This is a genomic window from Kitasatospora sp. NPDC090308 (assembly GCF_044769485.1).
GTDB classification, from domain to species: Bacteria; Actinomycetota; Actinomycetes; order Streptomycetales; family Streptomycetaceae; genus Kitasatospora; species Kitasatospora fiedleri.
Genome location: NZ_JBIVXY010000016.1, coordinates 25,797 through 44,840, shown reverse-complemented (window position 1 = coordinate 44,840; position 19,044 = coordinate 25,797). Strand labels below are relative to the sequence as shown.

14 protein-coding genes are annotated in these 19,044 nt (G+C 75.2%); 10 read left to right on the top strand and 4 right to left on the bottom strand.

Going from position 1 to position 19,044, the window contains the following annotated elements:
• Positions 1-164: 164 nt before the first annotated feature.
• Entirely contained in the window at positions 165-1,943 is a 1,779-nt protein-coding gene (locus ACIQVD_RS28600; protein WP_400690661.1) for a flavin monoamine oxidase family protein, read from the top strand.
• Entirely contained in the window at positions 1,940-3,181 is a 1,242-nt protein-coding gene (locus tag ACIQVD_RS28595) for an amidohydrolase family protein (protein WP_402292127.1), read from the top strand. The genes ACIQVD_RS28600 and ACIQVD_RS28595 overlap by 4 nt, the downstream gene beginning before the upstream one ends.
• A 14-nt stretch (positions 3,182-3,195) precedes the next feature.
• Here ACIQVD_RS28595 and ACIQVD_RS28590 read toward each other — a convergent pair whose 3' ends face one another.
• On the bottom strand, positions 3,196-4,953 hold the full coding sequence (locus tag ACIQVD_RS28590) for a flavin monoamine oxidase family protein (RefSeq protein WP_402292126.1): 1,758 nt from the start codon (positions 4,951-4,953) through the stop codon (positions 3,196-3,198).
• A gap of 274 nt (positions 4,954-5,227) precedes the next feature.
• On the opposite strand from ACIQVD_RS28590, the gene ACIQVD_RS28585 reads away from it, so the two are divergent.
• From ACIQVD_RS28585 to ACIQVD_RS28560, 6 genes are all read left to right on the top strand, one after another.
• Complete coding sequence (locus ACIQVD_RS28585) at positions 5,228-6,460, top strand: adenosylhomocysteinase (RefSeq protein ID WP_400690670.1); 1,233 nt, start codon at positions 5,228-5,230, stop codon at positions 6,458-6,460.
• A gap of 1 nt (position 6,461) precedes the next feature.
• Positions 6,462-6,956 (top strand): cupin domain-containing protein, encoded by a 495-nt coding sequence (locus ACIQVD_RS28580; protein ID WP_402292125.1) that lies wholly within the window; start codon positions 6,462-6,464, stop codon positions 6,954-6,956.
• A gap of 8 nt (positions 6,957-6,964) precedes the next feature.
• Positions 6,965-8,602: a glutamate--cysteine ligase gene (locus ACIQVD_RS28575; RefSeq protein ID WP_402292124.1), complete on the top strand. Its 1,638-nt coding sequence runs from the start codon at positions 6,965-6,967 to the stop codon at positions 8,600-8,602.
• On the top strand, positions 8,599-9,174 hold the full coding sequence (locus ACIQVD_RS28570; protein ID WP_402292123.1) for a pyruvoyl-dependent arginine decarboxylase: 576 nt from the start codon (positions 8,599-8,601) through the stop codon (positions 9,172-9,174). The genes ACIQVD_RS28575 and ACIQVD_RS28570 overlap by 4 nt, the downstream gene beginning before the upstream one ends.
• 140 nt (positions 9,175-9,314) lie before the next feature.
• Positions 9,315-10,559: an amidohydrolase family protein gene (locus ACIQVD_RS28565; protein ID WP_400690682.1), complete on the top strand. Its 1,245-nt coding sequence runs from the start codon at positions 9,315-9,317 to the stop codon at positions 10,557-10,559.
• A 947-nt stretch (positions 10,560-11,506) separates the two neighbouring features.
• On the top strand, positions 11,507-12,352 hold the full coding sequence (locus tag ACIQVD_RS28560; RefSeq protein WP_400690685.1) for an SDR family oxidoreductase: 846 nt from the start codon (positions 11,507-11,509) through the stop codon (positions 12,350-12,352).
• A gap of 476 nt (positions 12,353-12,828) precedes the next feature.
• Here the strand turns inward: ACIQVD_RS28560 and ACIQVD_RS28555 are convergent, their stop codons facing one another.
• Positions 12,829-13,392, bottom strand: a complete 564-nt coding sequence (locus ACIQVD_RS28555) for a rhodanese-like domain-containing protein (protein WP_402292122.1) — start codon at positions 13,390-13,392, stop codon at positions 12,829-12,831.
• Between ACIQVD_RS28555 and ACIQVD_RS28550 the strand changes: the two genes are divergently transcribed.
• Positions 13,382-14,059 (top strand): phosphotransferase, encoded by a 678-nt coding sequence (locus ACIQVD_RS28550; protein WP_402292121.1) that lies wholly within the window; start codon positions 13,382-13,384, stop codon positions 14,057-14,059. The genes ACIQVD_RS28555 and ACIQVD_RS28550 overlap by 11 nt on opposite strands.
• A 483-nt stretch (positions 14,060-14,542) precedes the next feature.
• Complete coding sequence (locus ACIQVD_RS28545; RefSeq protein WP_402292205.1) at positions 14,543-16,597, top strand: discoidin domain-containing protein; 2,055 nt, start codon at positions 14,543-14,545, stop codon at positions 16,595-16,597.
• A gap of 111 nt (positions 16,598-16,708) precedes the next feature.
• Here the strand turns inward: ACIQVD_RS28545 and ACIQVD_RS28540 are convergent, their stop codons facing one another.
• On the bottom strand, positions 16,709-17,887 hold the full coding sequence (locus ACIQVD_RS28540; RefSeq protein ID WP_402292120.1) for a hypothetical protein: 1,179 nt from the start codon (positions 17,885-17,887) through the stop codon (positions 16,709-16,711).
• Positions 17,888-18,088: 201 nt separating this feature from the next.
• Entirely contained in the window at positions 18,089-19,027 is a 939-nt protein-coding gene (locus ACIQVD_RS28535; RefSeq protein ID WP_402292119.1) for a DUF389 domain-containing protein, read from the bottom strand.
• Positions 19,028-19,044: the final 17 nt, after the last annotated feature.

Sequence of the window (19,044 nt, the reverse complement as noted above, 5' to 3'; positions counted from 1 at the left end):
TCACCGGCCGGGGTGCAGCGGTCGGCCGTGGCCGGTGCCCGGGCACGGGCGCGGGCGTCCACGGCACGGCTGTTTCCACTCCGGCAGTGTGACGGGGCGTCAGGAAGGGAATCGAACACGGGGGAGGGCGGGGTGGAGAACCCCGCCGCCAGGGGGTGGTGGCGATGGACCCGGAAACCGATCAGACGCCCGGCACCGACACCTGCGCCCCTTCGGGGGCGTCGGGCCGTCCGGCGCGGCTCCAGGTCGATTTCCCGTTCGACTACGCGGCGCACCTCGCGGACGGGCGCCGGATCGGACGCCTGCCCGCGCAGGCCCTGGGCCGGCCCGTCGCGGTGATCGGCGCGGGCGGCAGCGGCCTGGCCGCCGCGTACGAGCTCATGCGGGCCGGGCTCCGGCCGGTCCTGTACGAGGCGGAGGCCCAGGAGGGCGGCCCGGGCGGCCGGCGGCTCGGCGGCCGGATGTTCTCCTACCGGCACACCGAGGCGGACAGCGCCGTCGTGGAACTGGGCTGCATGAGGTTCCCGGACTCCGCGGCGCTGCTGCGCCAGTACGCGCGGCGCTTCGGGGTGCACTGGCGCCCGTGCCGGGACAACTACACCCCCGGCACCACGCCGCTGACCGTCCTGGACGTCGACGGCGCCCGGTTCGCGGTGCGGCGGATCACCGACCTGTACGCCCGGCACGAGGATTTCGCGACCGCGCACCGCCGGTGGCTGGCGGCACTGGACCGCATCGGCCTGCCCCGCCTCCAGGCGGCGCTGGCCGACCGCGACGCGGAGCGGGCGGGGTGCCTGTGGCGCGCGCTGGTCGGGGAGTACGAGCAGTGGAGCTTCTACCGGTTCCTGCGCGACCGGGACGGCGCGGGGCTGACCCACGAGCAGGCCGCGCTGCTGGGCACCGCCGGCGTCGGCCCCGGTCTGTGGGACAGCTTCTTCGACCTGAGCGTCCTGGAGATCCTCCGCCTGCTGCTGGCCACCGACGACACCACGCAGTACTACGCGCAGGAGGGCATCAGCGCGCTGGCCGAGGGGTTCTGGACGCACCGCACCACCGGCCCCGCCGGAGCGGCCGTCAGCCTGGAGCGGATCAACGACGGGGCCCCGCGCCCCGCCGTGACGGCCCTGGAGGTGGACCCCGACCCGGCGGGCGGGGTCGTGGTGCACAGCCGCGACGGCCGTGCCCGGCGCTTCGCCGCCGCCGTCTACACGCCCCAGCTGCACCTGCTGCAGACCGGCGTCGAACTGCGCTCCACCGTCCCCGGCACCTCGCCGCTGGGGCCGAGGCTGTGGCGAGCGGTGCGCCGGCTGAGCTACTGGCCGGCGAGCAAGACCGCGCTGGTGGTCGAGGAACCGTTCTGGCGCGGCACCACGCTGGACGGCGTGACCCTCACGGACCGCCTGCCGCGCAGCTCCTACACCTTCGACTACGGCCCGCCCCGCGCCCCGGGCGGCCGCCGCGCCGTCCTCGACCTCAGCTACACCTGGGGCCGGGACGCGGAGAAGGTCGCCGCCTCCTCCCTGCGGGAACGGGTGGAGCTGTTCGTCCGCGACCTCGCCCTCATCCACCCGGAAGCGGCCGGCGAGCTGCGCGCCCAGGCCGCCCGGGCGCACGCCGTCACCGTCTCCTGGGCGGACCGGCCCCACTTCCGCGGCATGTGCCGCTTCTCGCGCCCGGGGGAGCACGCCTACCAGGCGGACCTGTTCCACCACTTCCTCAAGGACTTCGCCGGCCGTCCCGCCGTGCCGGGCGAGCCCGCCAACGCCCTGTTCCTCGCCGGGGACGACACCTCCTGGTCCCCGGGCTGGCTGGAACACGCCCTCGCCTCCGGCATCAACGCCGCCTGGGGCGTGCTGCGCCTGCTGGGCGGCCGGCCCGAACCCGGCAACCCCGGCCCCGGCGACGTGCTGCTCGCCGCGCACCGCCCGCCCACCGCGCCGTGAGCGGCGACCGGACGGGCGACCGGGCGGCCGGACTGCTGCTGACCGCCGCCCGCTGGTGGGACGGGACCGGCGAGCACCTCCGTCCCCGGGCCAGGATCGCGGTCCGCGGCGGGCGGATCACCGGCGTGGGCGAGGACGCGGCGGCCCCGCCCGGCACCCGGGTGCTGGACCTCGGCGACCGCACCCTGATGCCCGGCCTCGTCGACTGCCACGTCCACCTCGCGGAGTCACCGGCCGGCGACCCCGGCGACCCGGTCGGCCGCCGGGTGCTGACCGCACTGCGTCCGCTGCGCGAACTGCTGGAGCGCGGCTTCACCACGGTGCGGGACCTGGGCTGCGACCTGGAGGAGCCGGTGGCGGTCCACCTGCGCGACGCGGTCCGCACGGGCCTGGTGCCGGGGCCGCGGATGCTCGTCGCACCCCACCTGATCTCCGCCACGGGCGGCCACAGCGACCGCACACCGCTGGCCCGGCCCTACGGCGCCGCCAGGATCGGCCCGCTGGCCGACGGCGCGGACGCCCTGGTCCAGCGGGTGCGGGCCGACGCCCGGGACGGCGCGGACTGGATCAAGTTCGCCGCCACCGGCGGCCTCACCAGCCCCACCGACCGGCCCGACCGGCCCGCCTACGGCCAGCGCGAGACGGACGCCCTGGTGGGCGCCGCCACCGACCTGGGACTGCCGTGCGCCACCCACGCCTTCTCCGACGAGGGCGTGGTCCGCGCCCTGCGGGCCGGCGTGCGCTCCGTCGAGCACGCCTGCCTCGCCACGCCGCCGGTCCTCGACCTGATCGCCGACCACGGCGCCTACCTGGTGCCGACCCTGCACGCCGTCGAGCACTTCCTCGACCACCTCGACGACGACGCCTTCTGGCCACCGGCCCGGCGGCCGACCCGCGAGAAGCTCGCCCGGCACGCCGCCGCCCTGCGCGGGCACGGCCGCCGGGTCGCCGCCAGCCGCGCCGCCGTCGCCTTCGGCACGGACGCCGGGATGTTCCCGCACACCGACAACTGGCGGGAGTTCCCGGCCCTGACCAGTGCCGGACTCACCCCGCACCGCGTGCTGCGCGCGGCGACGAGCACCGCCGCTGACCTGCTCGGCCGACCCGACCTCGGGCGGATCGCCGCCGGTGCCACCGCCGACCTGATCGCCCTGCCGGGCGACCCGTTCGAGGAGATCGAGGCCCTGCACCGGGTCGACTTCGTGATGCAGCGCGGCGCCGTTCGCCGCAGCCGCTGAACCCGCCGGCCTCGCTACGGCGCGTCCAGTTCGTCCGGGGGCAGGGGCCGGTAGTCGGGGTGCGTGAGCAGGTCGCCGGGGCCCGGGGCGTCCGGGTCGCCGCGCCCGCCGAGCAGGGTCATCACGCCCCAGGCGGCGTTGATTCCGGTCGCGAGCGCGTGGTCGAGCCAGCCGGGCGACCAGGACGTGTCGTCCCCGGCGAGGAAGAGGGCGTTGGCGGGCTCGCCCGGCACGGGGCAGCGGCCGTCGCGGTCCTTCAGGCACTGGTGGAACAGGTCGTACTGGAAGCGGTACTCGCCGGGCTGCGAGAAGCGGGCGATGCCCCGGAAGTTCGGCTCCTCCGCCCAGGAGACCGTCACGGCCGGAGCGTTCGCCGCGGCCTGCCGCAGCCGTTCGGCCGAGTCGGGGTGGATGGCGGCCAGCTCCCGCACGAAGGCGTCCACCCGCTCCTGCAGGGAGGAGGCGGCGATCTTCATCGCGTCGAAGGACCAGGTGAAGCTGAGGTCGAGCACGGCCCGCCGCCCGCCGGGGCCGCGCGGCGGGCCGAAGTCGCTGGTGTACGCCGCCCGCGGCAGCCGGTCGGTGAGCGTGACGCCGTCCAGGTCGGTGCCCTCCCAGAACGGCTCGTCCAGGACCAGCGCGGTCTTGGCGGCCGCCCAGTACGTGACCGAGCGAACGGCGCGCCGCAGCCGCGGGCCCAGCGGGTCCGGACCGCCCGCCGCGGCGCTCAGCCGGACGGTGGTCTCCAGCAGGTCGAGCTGCGGGGTGAAGACCGCCGCCGCGTACCTCGCCCGCCCGCCGTCCGCGTCGTGCACGACCACCCCGCGCCGCGGGTCGCCGGGCACCTCGATCGCGGTGACGGCCGGGTGCGGCGCACCGGAGTTGACCTCCTCCAGGCTGGTGCCGCGCCCGCCGGGGCCGGTGGTGCGGCAGGCCCAGAACTGTTCGGCCAAGGCGCTGACGCCGTCCGGGAAGCGGTGCAGCACGGCGCCGTCGGAGGCGAGCAGCAGCCGCAGCAGGTCCACCATGCCCATGCCGAAGAAGCAGTCCCAGGCGGCCGGGCCGATGCCCGCGGTGGCCAGCAGCCTCGCCTCCTCCTCCGACATGCCCGCTCCCTCGGGGTCGCGCAGGAACCGGTGGAACGTCCACTGCTCGTAGCCGCGCACCAGGGCCGACCAGCGCCGGCGCACCTGCGCCCGGTCCCGGTCGGCCACGGCCCGCCGCAGCGCCGGCAGGCCGGCCCGCTCCAGCGCGGCCAGCCAGCGGGTGTGGGCGCGGCGGAAGCCCTCGTGCCGGGAGCGCAGGTCGGCGAGGGTGCGCACCCGGTGGCTCTGCCCGTCGACGTCCCACACCGTCACCGGGGTCGTCGGGTGGGCGTAGTTCTCCCGGAACGGGACGGTGGACAGGCCGAACCGGTCGGCGTAGTGGAACAGCAGCCGCGCGGAGTCGGGGAAGCGCATGCAGCCCAGTTCCACCACCGCGCTGTCGGCCGGGTCGAGGCGCAGGCTGTGCATCCGCCCGCCCAGGCGCCGCCCGCCCGGGCCGTCGGGGCAGGACTCCGCCTCGTAGAGGACGGGCCTGCACCCCAGTCGCAGGAGTTCGTACGCGGCGCACAACCCCGCGCCGCCCGCACCGACGACGGCCACCGGCGCGCCGAGCGCCGAGTCCGGCAGCCGGCCGAGGCGGCGTTCGCCGGCGAGGTGGGCGGCGTAGTCGAAGGGGAAGTCGGGCTGGAGGTCGCAGGCCGGCGGAGCGGCCGGATCGGGTGACACGGGAAGTCGCCTCCGGAGGATCACGCGGGGCAGGGGCGACGGGACCGGCCGCGGCGGCGGGACCGTCCCCGTGCGACTTCCCGGAGTGATGATCCTTAACTCTCCGTCGCACCAACGGGTGGTTCCGGCGATCTCGTCCCGCTCCGGCCCTGGCACCCGAACGGCCGACCTGCTTCAATGACGAAGGGTAATGGACCTGTCGCCCTGTGCTTCCGTCGGGTGCATCCGGAAGCGCGGGCGGTGGCGTCGCACGGGAGTCGAGGGGGGCGCCGCGGTGGACGAGACGGAGGGGCGCATCCACCTCGCGGTCCGGGCCATGCCGGTGACGGCCGGTCTGGGGCGGGCGTTCGCGCGGCAGCGCCCGTTGGCGGGTCTGCTGATCGCGGCGGACCTGCACCTGCTGCCGTCCACCGTGCCGCTGCTGCTGGCCTACCGCGAGGCGGGGGCCCGGCTCGTGGTGAGCGGCTCCAATCCGGCCTCCACCTCCGACGGCGTGGCCCGCTGGCTCGCGCGCCGGCCCGGTATCGAGGTGGTGCCGGACGGCGGGGGCCGCCCGGTTGCGGCAGCCCTGCTCGACCGCCGGCCCGACGTGGTGATCGACGAGGCCGACGCCCTGCTGGGCCTTCTGCACGCCGAGCGGCCGGAACAACTCGACGGCCTGATCGGCGCCTGCGTCCACACCCTCACCGGCGTCAGACGAGTCCGCGGCCTCGCCGCGCGCCGCGGTCTCGGGCTGCCGGTGATGGCCGTCGACGGCTCCGCGCTCAAGGGCACGTTCGACAACCGCCACGGCACCGGTGCCAGCGCGCTGGACGCGGTGGTCGCCCTGACCAACGTCTCGCTCGCCGGATCGGTGACGGTGGTGGTCGGCTTCGGGGCGGTGGGGCGGGGCATCGCCGAACGGGCCCGGGGCCTGGGGGCCCAGGTCCTGGTGACCGAGATCGACCCCTACCGGGCGCTGGAGGCGCACGCGCTCGGCCACCGGGTCAGCCCCCTCGCCGCGGCCGCCCGGGAGGCGACCGTCCTGATCACCGCCACCGGAAGCATCCGGGTGGTGCGCGCCGAACACCTGGCCCTGCTGCCCGACGGCGCGATCCTGGCCAGTGCCGGGCACGGCAGCGTCGAGATCGACCGCGCCGCGCTCGCGGCGGGCCGCACGACCCGCACCGTCCGGCCCGGGGTGGAGGAGTTCACGGACCCCGCCGGGCGGTCCGTCCTGCTGCTGGCCGACGGCAACCCGGTCAACACCGCCGGGGGGCCCGGCCACGCCGCGGCCGCCATGGACCTGTCCTTCGCCGCCCAGGCCCTCGCCGTCGTCGACCTCGTCACCCGCCGCCCCCCGCCCGGTCTGCACGAGCTCGACGAGGGCATCCAGCGGCAGGTCGCGCGCCTGGCCGTCGAGGCGAGATCGATCCCGCTCGACCTCCCCTCGCCCGGCCACGAGGTCTACACCAGCCACCTCACCGGCGAGCCGGAACGCGCCGCCTCCGACACCCCGGAGCGCTGACATGACCCCACCCGAGCACCCGCACCACGCCCCCCGGCCGCTGCGGGACGCGATGCGACCGCACCCCGAAGGCGGCCGGCACCGCGTGATCTGGGAGTCCGGACAGCCCGTCCACCCGCTCGACCACCGCTCCGAGCGCGCGGCCGGCACCGCCATCCAGTACCTGCTGGACCCCGGTGAGGGCGCCGCGTGGCACCGCGTCGACTCCGACGAGCTGTGGATCTGGCAGGACGGCGGCCCGGCCCACCTGCTCACCGCCGACGCTCCGCCCGGCGCACCGGGACACCGCCCCACCGCCCACCGCCTCGGCCCGGACGGCGACCACCGGCCCTGGGACGGCATGCACCGCCTCGTACCCGCCGGAACCTGGCAGAGCACCCGCCTGCTGGAGCCCGTCTACGCCCTGTTCGTCTGCGTCGTCGCCCCCGGCTTCGACACCCGCGACTACACCCTGCTGCCCACCCGCCGGGCCGACCCCCCGGACGGCCCCTCATGAGGAGGACCGTGGAAGCCCGAACCAGCCGCGTCATCGACCGCCCCGCCGACGCCGTGTGGGCCGACGTCGCCGACTTCCCGGCCATCGCGTCCTGGCACCCCGCCCTCGCCCGCAGCGCGCCCGCCGCCGGGCCGCACCTGCGGGAGATCCTCACCCGGGACGGGCAGCGCATCGTCGAGGAACTGCTCACCGACGACGACCGCAACCGCGTGCAGGAGTACGCCCTCGTCCGGCACCCCTTCCCCGTCACCGACTACCGGGCGCGCATCGAAGTCCGCCCGCTGGACCCGGGCCGGTGCGAGGTGCACTGGAGCGCCCGGTTCCACCCCCTGGCGGGGGACGGGCAGGCGGAACGGGCCATGTTCGAGAACGACATCTTCGGCCCCGGCCTCGACGGACTGGCGAACGGGCGGAGCGCCGCCGTGGAGCACCCTCCCGAGCAGGCGACCCTCGGCGTCGAGGAGGAATTCGTCCTGCTCGACACCGGTACCCACCGGCCCGTGCCCCGCGCCGGTCCCGTGATCGCCGGCGGCCGGCTCGTCCTCGGGGCCGAGCACCTCGTGCCCGAGATCTCCCAGGCCATGGTGGAGACCGTCAGCCCCGTGTGCGCCGGAGCCGCCGATCTGGCCCGGGAACTGACCCGGCTGCGCACGGGAACCGCTTCGGAGGCCCGACGGCACGGCTGCCTCCTGCTCGCCTCCGGTGTCGCGCCGTCCGGTTCGGCCGGCCCCGGGCACGGCGACGACCCCGACGGCCTCCCCGCCCTGCACGACCACCCCCGCTACAACGCCATCCGCCGGCGGTTCGGACCCCTGATCAGGCACCAGGGCACCTGTGCCTGCCACGTCCACGTGGGCGTGCCCGACCTCGCCACCGCCGTCGCCGTCGTCAACCACCTGCGGCCCTGGCTGCCCCTCCTGCTGGCGCTGACCGCCAACTCCCCGTACTGGCAGGGCGCCGACACCGGGTACGCGTCCTGGCGGACGGTGCTGTGGGGCAGGTGGCCGACCGCCGGGCCCCCGCCGTTCCTCCGCTCGCCCGAGCACTACGAGGACCTCGTCGCCGCCCTGGTGGCCAGCGGCGCGGCACTCGACCCGGCGATGATCTACTGGTACGCCCGCCCCTCGCGCCACGTACCCACTGTCGAGATCCGCATCGCCGACGTGCTGCCCACCACCGGGCAGACCGTGGCCTACGCCCTGCTGGTGCGGGCCCTCGTCGCCCGGGCCCGCGCGGCACTGGCCGCCGGGCACCCGGCGCCGCAGGTCGAGCAGGACGTCCTCGCCGCGGCCTGCTGGCAAGCCGCCCGCGAAGGCGTCACCGGCTCCGTCCTCGACCTGCTGACCGCTCCGGCCCCCGGCCCCCGGCCCGGGTTCCCGGTGGTGGCCGTCCCGGTGGTCGAACAGATCGGCACGGCGCTCCGGCTCGCCGGCCCCCACCTCACCGCCGACGACCGCCGGACGGTCGAGCACTGGCTGGCCGAACTCGTCCGCACCGGCGGCGCCAGCGGCGCCCAGCGCGCCGCCCACCACGGGGCGGGACGGATGGGAGACCTGATCGAAAGCCTGGCCGTCGCACCGGACCTGACGGCCGACCGCCCCCCGTGCCGGACCCGCCCCCGCTCTTCCGTCGAGGAGACGACATGACCGAAAGCCCCCGGGGACCGCTCGTGCCCGACCGCATGTACTTCACCACCGGCGCCGGTGCGCACGCCCGCGAACTCCAGGCCCACGACCTGATGTACATGGACGCCGGGCTGGGCCGGGTCAACCGGGTCATCGTCTCCAGCCGCGTCCCCCCGCACTGCCGCCTCATCCCGCCCGACGAAGGCGGCGCACAACTCACCGACGGGCAGATCCTGTTCGCGATCCAGGCGCTGGCCGAGACCAACACCCCCGGTGCGCGGATCGCCACCGCCGTGGGCGTCGCCGTCCCCGACGGCGGAGGCTTGGGCTGTGTCGCGGAAGTCCACGAGCAGGACGCCGTCGGCAAGGACGCGGCGACGGCCGAGGCCAAAGCCGTCCAGATGGCGCTGACCGCCATGGGGCTCGAACTGGGCCACCACGACTACGACGGCCGGAGCGCCCACCAGCCCGGCCGGGACCGCTACGACATCGCCGGCACTGCGGTGCGCACGCACGCCGCCTCCATCGAGGCCCGGGGCCCGGAGAACGGCGACTGGGTCAAGATCGTCTCCAGTCTGGTCTTCCTCTTCTGACCCCGTCCACACCGGCTTGTCCCCTCTCGTCTCCTCTCGTCCCCTCTCGTCTCGTCCCGTCCCGTCCCGCTCCGGCGGGGCGGCCGGACCGGAGCACCGCGCGCCGCACCGCAACCACCGTCCTGATCCCGGGAGCCCCCATGACGGAGAAGAAGGACCGGCGATTCCTCCTGCGCCCCGACGCCCTGTGGGACGGCGTGCACGACCACCCGCAACCGGGGGCGCAGGTACTGGTCGAGGGCGACCGCGTCGTCCGCGTCGATCCAGAGCCCCGGCACCACGCGGACGCCGAAGTGGTCGGCCTGCCCGGCTGCACCCTGCTGCCCGGCCTGATCGACTGCCACGTCCACCTCGCCGACGAGGGCGCCGACGGCGACTCCGTCCCCTACCAGGTCCTCACGGCCCTGCCGGCCCTGCGCGCCCTGCTCGACAACGGCTTCACCACCGTGCGCGACCTGGGCAGCGCCCACCAGCCCCTCAACGTCGCCCTCGGCCGCGCCGTGCGGGAAGGGCTCGTCACCGGACCCCGGGTCGTCGCCGCACCGAACATCATCTCCCCGCGCGGCGGCCACGAGGACAAGGCCCCCGGCCTCGCGCAGCGCTACGGGGCGCAGATCGGCAGCGTCGCCGACGGCCCGGACGAGATCCGCAGGATGGTCCGCCGGCAGGCCCGCGACGGTGCCGACTGGATCAAGTACGCCGGCAGCGGAGGCTTCTCCTCACCCGCGGACAGCCCCCACAGCATCGCCTACGCACAAGAAGAGGTGGACGTCCTCGTCGCCACCGCCCGCGACCTGCACCTGCCCTGCGCCGTCCACGCCTTCCCCGACGAGGCGGTGCGCCGCGCGGTACGGGCCGGCGTGCGCAGTGTCGAACACGCGACGCTCGCCACCGAGCCCACCTACGCCCTGATGGAGCGCCACGGCACCTTCCTGGTCCCCACCCAGTACTGCCAGCGCCACTTCGTCGACCACCTCGACGACGAGGACTTCTGGCGGGGCCGACCCGCCCACCTGCGGCAGTCCTACCGGACCTTCGCCGAGCCGCTCCGGGAGGGCCTGCTCCGGCAGGCCGCGGCCTCCGTGCACCTGGCCTTCGGCACGGACGCCGGCATGTTCCCCCACCGCGACAACTGGCGCGAGTTCCCCACCCTCGTCGAGCACGGCCTGTCCCCGCTGCGCGCCCTGCGGGCCGCCACCAGCACCGCCGCCGACCTCCTCGGCCGCCCCGACCTCGGCCGGACCGCCCCCGGCGCGCGGGCCGACCTGACAGCCGTCGAAGGCGACCCGCTCACGGACATCGACGCCATGGGCCGCGTCCGCTTCGTCATGACCGGCGGCCGCATCACCACCCGCCCCGTCCGTCCGTCGACCCCGACCCGGTGACGTTGCGCGGCGCCTCCCCGGGAGGGGCGCGGGCGACTCGCTCCGGGGTGTCGGGCACCATCCGGCCGCTGCCGCCCCTGCAGCCGCCGCGTGGCGCTCTGGACCGCGGCGCCCAGTGAGAGTGCGGCGTCGTCCACGCGGTTCGGCCCGGCGGTCGGCCGGGCCGGCGCGTGGCCGGTGTGGGAGCAGCCCCGGTCCGCACCCGGCTCGAAGCGGGCCGGCCTGAACAGCACCGGGAGTACCAGGGCCGGGCCCTTCCGCGCGATGCTCCGGCCCCCGCGTCCGCGGCGTGGATCCCGCCCGTGAAGTGGAGGCACCACCGGTGTGCCGCAGCGGCATCCGCACCGTGACGCGCGGGTCGACCGCGAAGTCGGGGAGGTGGTCGGCGGCGGACGCATCCAGCGGGGGCGGTGGCGGGCCGGGTCAGTGCCCGGATGGTCCGGCGGGGGGAGGGGTCGGCGTTTCGTGCTCCGGGCGCGTGTCACGGGTGGTCCTGGCTGTCGGTGGCCTAACGTGCCGTCATGGGCACCGGGCAGACGGCGGGCCTCTCCGGTGTCCGTCGGATCATCGAGGTGGGCGTCCTCGGGGCGGGCCGCCCGGCAGCGTCGCCGTCGTGGACGCCGGCGGCGGCGGCCTCGTCGTCCGTGTGCGGATGGACGGCGGGCGGCTCGGTGGTGCCGGGCAGCGGGTCGACGGGGCGCACACCGGTGTCCTGTTCCGGTCGGCGACGGATGGTCTGGCGCGGGGACGACGGGCCGGGCGGGCGGTTCCGGGGCGCGGCGCTGTCGGGGCCGGGCCGGGTGCCGCTGGTGAGCGGGGGCGCGGTGGCCGTGGCCTGGTGACCAGGGGCGGCGTGGGGCGGCCGGGCCGGGGAAGCAGCACGAGGGGGGCGGAGGGCAGGCGTGGTCCGGAACGGCCGGCCACCAGTACGGGAGAGGCGCGACGACATGGCGGGACCGATTCTCATCACCGGTGCGGGCAGCGGCTTCGGCAAGGAGGTCGCGCTGCGGCTCGCCGCGGCCGGGCACGAGGTGATCGCGGGCGTGGAGATCATCGCCCAGGTCACCGCGGTGCGGGCCGCGGCGCGGGAGCGGGGTGTGGAGCTGCGGGTGGAGAAGTTGGACGTCACCGATCCGGGCGACCGGGAGCGGGCCTGGACGTGGAACGCCGAGGTCCTGCTCAACAACGCCGGCGTCTCCGAGGGCGGGGCGAGCGCCGACCTCCCCGAGGAGCGGCTGCGCCGCCAGTTCGAGGTGAACGTGTTCGGCCCGATCCTGCTCACCCAGGGGGTCGCGCGCGCGATGGCGGCCCGCCGAAGCGGGCGGATCGTCTTCATGTCCTCGGTCGCCGGGCTGACGGTCGATCCGTTCACCGGTGCCTACGCCGCCTCGAAGCACGCGGTGGAGGCGTTCGCGGACGCGCTCGACCAGGAACTCGCCGAGTTCGGCGTCACGGTGGCGACGATCAACCCCGGCCCGTTCCTCACCGGCTTCAACGACACCATGTTCGAGACGTGGAAGGAGTGGCGGGACGACCCCGCCGGGCGCCTGTACGACTACGCCCGGCTCGCCTTCCCGCACGAGCAGTACGACCCCGAACCGGTCTTCGAGCGCACCGTGCGCGTCCTGCTCGGCGAGGAGCGCCGCTACCGCAACCTGCTGCCCGCCGAGACGGAGCCGCAGGTCCGCGCGCAGGTCGACGCCCTGTGGGAGCGGCAGGTCAACGACGGCAGCCGCCCCGACCTGGTCCAGAAGGCGTACGACATCAGCCCCGCCACACCGGCCGGTTCCTGACCCGACGTCACCCATGCCTCCGCCGGCGCCGCGGGCGGAGGAGGGGCGGGCCGGTCGAGGAGCCGGGCCGCCATGGCTTCCTCCCCGCGGCCACAGCCGTACCGCCGCCGGTCGCGCGAGCGCGGCCGCGGGGCTGGGCGGGTCTGCTGGGCGGGTCTGCTGGGTGCGGCGTCGCTCCTGGGCCCCCCTCCGGTGCGCGACGCGGCCGGCCACCGCGCTCGCCCGGGGCAACGGCGCGGCCGGCACCTCCTGCCCGTACCCGGGCGACCGGTGGGGGAACTCCTTCGGCGGGTCGGTGAACGACTCCCGGTACGTGGGGCGGCCCCCGTCCCTCCCGGAGTCCCGCACCCTCGCCGTGGACCGGGGCCCGGGGCCCGGGGCGCGCCGTCGACGCGGTGGCCGGGACGGTCACCGCCACCGGCGGCGCCGACCAGCAGTTCCCCCTGCGGACGGCCTGAACCGGACCGGTCGCGGTCTCATCCGGCCGCCCCGGGCGGGGTGCGCCCGGCCGGGCCGGTCAGCACGGGGAGGTCCGGGTCCGCCGTCCACTCCTCCAGGGAGCCGTCGTAGACGCGGACGTCGTCGCGGCCGGTGAGGACCAGGGCGAGGGCGAGCAGGGTGGCGGAGATGCCGCCGCCGCAGTAGACCACCACCGGCCCCACCAGCCCCACCGGCCCCTCCGGCGCGGACGGCAAGCCGGCCGTGCAGGAGGCGAGTTCGGCGGTGGGGCGCACCGTTCCGTCGGCGGCCAGGACGGGGTGGGCGGGCAGGCCGACGCTGCCGGGGATGCGGCCCCGGCGGGTGTACCGGGTGGGGTCGGTGCCCTCGAACTGCCCGGTGCCGAGGGCGCAGACCAGGGCGCCCGCGGCTCGGCCCTCGCTCAGCGCGCGGACGTCGCGGCGGTCGGCCCAGGGTGTGGCGCGTTCCCGGTCGCCCGCCCGGGCGGCCCCGAACTCCCCGGAGAAGCGGGCGGGTTGACCACCTCGCCGGTGCGCACCGGCGGTGGGGCCGGGCACGGGCGCGGTGGCGGTGTTCCTCAAACGCCACCACGCGAGCGTCCGCTCCCTCCGGGGGCTGGCGGAGGAGCACGCCTTCCTGCGCCACCTGCGGGCGCGCGGCGCCCCGGTGGTCGGGGTCCTCGGCGCGCACGCCCGGGGCGAGTGGACCTACGAGGCGCACGCCCCCGGGGCGGGCACCGACCTCTGCCGCGACGCCCTGTCGTGGACGTCGTTCGCCTCGGCGGCCCACGCCCGGCAGGCCGGTGCCGCGCCGGCCCGCTTCCACCTCGCGGCGGCGGGGCATCCGGCACCGGGCCGGTCCGTGCAGCCGCTGGTCTCCTCGGGGAGCATCTTCGCCGACCGCGACCCGCCGGCCGCGCTGGAGCGCTACGCGGCGGCCCGGCCCGCGCTCGCCGAGGCCCTCGACCGGGCCTCGGCGCGCGCGGACACCGAGCGGCTGCACCTGCCGTTCCACGCCCGACTGGCACCACTGCTGGGCGAGTTGGAGTCGCTGTGGACGCACAACGACTGGCACGCCTCCAACTTGCTGTGGCACTGCCCGGCGGACGGCGGCACCGAGCGGGCCCGCGTCGCGACGGTGCTGGAGCACGAGCGCTGGGGCGCCTGTTCGGGGCCTGATCGGGCGAGGGACGTGGGGCGGAAGCTCAGGAGAACCAGGGAGAGCGCTCTCCCGTCGGAGGGGCCGTAGTTCGTCCGCATGTTCCACGGTGGTCGCCCCGGCGAACAAAGGCCGATTCGACTCTTGAACGGAAGACCGCCCGGCCACTCCCGGGTGCATCCGTCGGGCCGCTCCGGTTCTGTGGCGGATGCCCGCACAGTGCGAGTGCGCCGCTTCTTCGAGCGCGGCTCCGCCTCGGAGCTCCCGCCTCGACCCGCGTCGGCCTTTCGCTGAGTCAATCTTGTGTAGGGCGAACGAGTTTCGCGGGGTGCGTATTGCACTGAATGCCTAGCTTGATGTCTGAATATCGGCATCCGGTGCACCGATTAACGATCAATGCTTTGAAGCCTGTTCACTTCGTTGACGCGACCGCAACAGGGGCGCAATCATCACGATATGAGAGAGCGCTCTCTCAGTCAGGACCACTCCAGGAGAGATGCTGTGACAGGTAGCCCCCCACCTCGCGCCCTCGCCGCACCACCCCGCACTCTGGTCTTCGCGTTCGTCGCCGTCCTGATCGCGACACTCGTCCTCGCCGTGAACCAGGCCGCCCCCGCCCGCGCCGAGGGCACCCTGCTGTCGCAGGGGAAGACCGCCACCGCCTCGTCCACCGAGAACGCCGGAACGCCGGCCTCCTCGGCGGTCGACGGCAACGCCGGCACCCGCTGGTCCTCCGCCGCCGCCGACCCGCAGTGGCTCCAGGTCGACCTCGGTGGCACGGCCACCCTCACCTCCGTCGTGCTCACCTGGGAGAACGCGTACGCCAAGGCGTACCAGATCCAGACCTCCGCCGACGGCGCCACCTGGACGAACGTCTACACGACCACGACCGGGCGGGGCGGCTCCGAGAGCCTGACCGTGAACGGCACGGGGCGCTACGTCCGCATCCTCACCACCCAGCGGGCCACCCAGTACGGCGTCTCGCTCTGGGAGTTCCAGGTCTACGGCACGGCAGGCACCGGCACCGGCACCTGCTCGACCACCAACGCCGCGCTGAACAGGGCCGCCACCGCCTCCTCCACCGAGAACGCCGGAACGCCGGCCTCTTCGGCGGTCGACGGCAACGCCGGCACCCGCTGGTCCTCCTCCGCCGCCGACCCGCAGTGGCTCCAGGTCGACCTGGGCTCCTCGCAGAACGTCTGCGGCGTCCAGCTGTCCTGGGAGAACGCGTACGCCAAGGCGTACCAGATCCAGGTCTCGGCGGACGGCGCCACCTGGAGCACCGTCTACTCGACGGCCGACGGCCGCGGCGCGACCGAGCTGGTCACCCTGTCCGGCACCGGCCGCTACGTCCGGATGTACGGCACCCAGCGCGCCACCCAGTACGGCTACTCGCTCTGGGAGTTCCAGGTCTTCACCGGCGGCGGGGGCGGCAACCCGGGCAACCCGGGCGGCGGAAAGACCCTGCTCTCGTACGGCAAGCCCGCCACCGCCTCGACCTTCCAGAACAGCGGCAGCTGCACGGGCTGCACGCCGGCCAAGGCCTTCGACGAGGACCCGGCGACGCGCTGGGCGACCAGTGACGTCAACGGCTGGGTCGACCCGGGCTGGATCGCCGTCGACCTCGGCGCGACCGCGCACGTCACCCAGGTGGTGCTGCAGTGGGACCCGGCGTTCGCCACCGCCTACCAGATCCAGGTCTCCCCGGACGGCAACACCTGGACCAGCGTGTACTCCACCACCACCGGCAAGGGCTTCAAGGAGACCCTCGACGTCGACGGCACCGGCCGGTACGTGCGGATGTACGGCACCGCGCGCAGCAACGGCTACGGCTACTCGCTGTGGACCTTCGACGTGTACGGCACCGGCGGCAGCCCCACCGCCCCGCCCGCCCTCCCGCCGAACCCGGCCAACCCGCCGCGCCTGGTGTGGAGCGACGAGTTCAACGGCGCCGCGAACACCAAGCCGGACCCCGCCAAGTGGACCCAGGACCCGGGCAACGGCCAGAACGGCGAGCTGGAGCTCTACACCAACGGTGACAACACCAACCTGGACGGCAACGGCAACCTCGTCATCGAGGCCCGCAAGGAGGCCAACGGCCAGTACACCTCCGGCCGGATCAACACCCACGGCCACCTCGACTTCACCTACGGGCACGTCGAGGCCCGCATCAAGGTCAGCGGCACCCAGGGCCTGTGGCCCGCGTTCTGGATGCTCGGCTCGAACTTCAAGTCGGGCACGCCGTGGCCGAACTGCGGTGAGATCGACATCATGGAGCACGTCGGCAAGGTCGCGGACTCGGTGTACTCCACCCTGCACGCCCCGGCCTACAACGGCGGGAACGGCTACGGCTCGCCGTACACCCTCGCCGGGTCGGACTTCGCCTCCGCCTTCCACACCTACGCCGTCGACTGGGACTCCACCCACATGACGTTCGCGGTGGACGGCCACAACTTCTTCACCGTCGACCGCTCGACGCTGGAGCAGACCCGTGGCCCCTGGGTGTACGACCACCCCTTCTACATCATCCTCAACAACGCCGTCGGCGGTGACTGGCCCGGCAACCCCGACGCCACCACCGTCCTGCCGCAGAAGATGATCGTCGACTACGTCCGCGTCTCGCAGTGACCGAGGGCTCCGGGACCGGCCGGCCGGTCCGGTCCGGTCCCGGAGCCACTCCCCGCCCGGCGCCGTCGGCGTCGTCGCGGACGCCCCCGGCCGTCGGGGCCGGGGTGCCGGTCAGATGAGGCGGTCGCGGTGGGCTGCGGCGGCGGCGCGGACGAGTCGGGCGAAGCGTTCGCGGCTGCGCCGCTGGTGTGCGACGGCCTGTTCGTCGTCGTCCCGGTCCTCGGTGTCGCCGAGGCCGTCGTCCTCGTCGTCCTCGTCGGGTCCGCCGTGTGCGCTGTGCAGGAGCCAGCAGCCGTGGATGCCGGCGAGGAGGTCCTCCAGGAGGTCGCGGGCGGGGCGCTTGGGGTCGAGCGGGGTCAGGCGGACGGCGACGTCGTCGAGGTCGGGGTCGTCCTCGCCGGTGTGTTCGGCGACGGTCTCCTCGAAGTCCTCCAACTGGTCGCGCAGGGCGACGGGGTCCAGGAGGAGGCCGTCGGTGATGTGCATGGCGTGGCGGACGAGTGCGGCGACTGCCTCGTACGGGGTGGCGCCGTCCTGGATGAGGCCGAGGACGAGGGTGGGGGTCTCGTGGGGGAGTGCTTCGATGTCGTCGGCTTCGAGGACGACCTGGGTGGGGTCCTCGCCGGTGGCTTCGGCGGCGACCTCGGCCGCGGCGGCGAGCCAGTGCGCGGCGGCGACGGCGGCCGCGGTGGGGTCGACGGTGGAGAACAGGGCGGTGGGGCCGAACGGGTCCTGCTGGAGGAGGTGGTCGGCGGCGGCGACCTGGACGGGGGAGGCGTCCTCGCGGCTGAGGAGGACGGCCTGCTGGGCGCGTCCGGTGAGGTCGCCGAGTTCGGCGCTCTCCACGGCGGCGAGTTCCAGGGCCGCCTCGGCCCGGACGGCCTTCGCCAGGGCTTCGTCGCCCGGGCCGCCCGGGCTGCCCAGGCCGTGCAAGGCGCGTCCGGCGCGGTGGGCGGATTCGACGAGCGGGCTGTAGGAGACCGTCATCGTGCCGCCGTGCGGCAGGTGGGGCTCCGTGATCGCGTCGGGAACCCTGCCGAACGCCTCGCGTTCCCTCTCCCGGCGCCAGCCCTCTCCGTCGGGCTCCGGGGAGCCGGCGGCGCTGGACGGGTGGGTGTAGGTGCGCCACGCGGCGTCGGACAGTTGGGTGAGCGAGCGGGCCAGGGCCAGCAGCGCGGAGGTGTCCGCGTCGTCCGGCAGGGCGGCGATGCACCTGGAGAGGTCGCCTTCCCCGGTGCCCCACGAGGCGATCAGTTCACGCCGGTCGAGATCGACGCTGTAGCGCGTCATGCGCTGTACCTCCCGTGCCTGTTCCTGCGTGCCCCGTGGCACCCGGCAAGTCTGACGTATCGGCAGGTTGCCGGGCGTGAGTTCCCGTCTCGGATCGGCGAGACCACCTGCCGGGTGCCGGGTGCCGGGTGCCTGTCGGGTTCGAGATTGACCGTCGCAGCGAGGAGCCCGACGCGGCCGGCGCCCCGACGCGGCGGTGCTTCATCCCCGGCCCGGGCCCCGGCGGGCGAGGCGCCAGGCGGCGTGCTGGACCAGCAGGGTCAGGACGCCGGCCAGGACGATGCCGGAGAGGTTGAGGGCGAGTTGGACGGCGGAGCCCCGGGCCTGGGCGTACTCGCCGTAGGCGAGGGCGACGGCGGCGTTCGCGGCGGCGGGGACGGTGGTGACCGAGATCGCCACGCCGACCAGGGCGGAGGCCTTGGCCGAGGTGAGCGAGAGCAGACCGGCGACCCCGGCCAGGAAGGCGACCACGAAGGACATCGCGTCCGGCTGCCAGATGAAGGAGGTGTTGGGGCGGTCGGCGGCGAACCGGGCGTCGCTGAACAGGCCCAGGGCGTCCATCAGCCACGCGAAGCCCACGGTGAGCGCCACCGCCGCGGCGAAGCCGACCGCCAGCGCCAGCAGCGAGCGCAGCGCCGGGCGCAGCCGCCGCTGCACCACCGCCACGCACAGCCCGGCCAGCGGGCCGAACTCGGGGCCCACCGCCATCGCGCCGACCACCAGGATCGCGCTGTCCAGCACGGCGCCGCAGGCCGCCAGCATGGTCGCCACCGCCAGCAGGGCGAGGAAGACCCCGCTGAGCGTCGACTCCTCGTGGACGACCTCGGACACCTCCTCCCACACCAGCGCGTCCACACCCTCGCCGGGGGCGTCCCGCTCCGCCTCGTCCGCCGCCCGGGAGAGGACCAACCCGGCCTCGTCCATGCTGATCGCGCCGCGCTCGGGCAGCCCCAACTCCTTCAGCTCACCCAGCAGTTCGTCCACCGCCTCGCGCGCCACGTCGCACAGCACCAGGTCCCCGGCCGGGCGCACCGCCCCGCCCGGCAGCACCGCCACGTGGGCCACCCCGACACAGGCGTCGAGCCGCGCCATGACCGGCTCGCGCAGGTCGGCGGGAACGATCAGGCGGAGCTGGAGCACGGAATTCCTCCGGACGG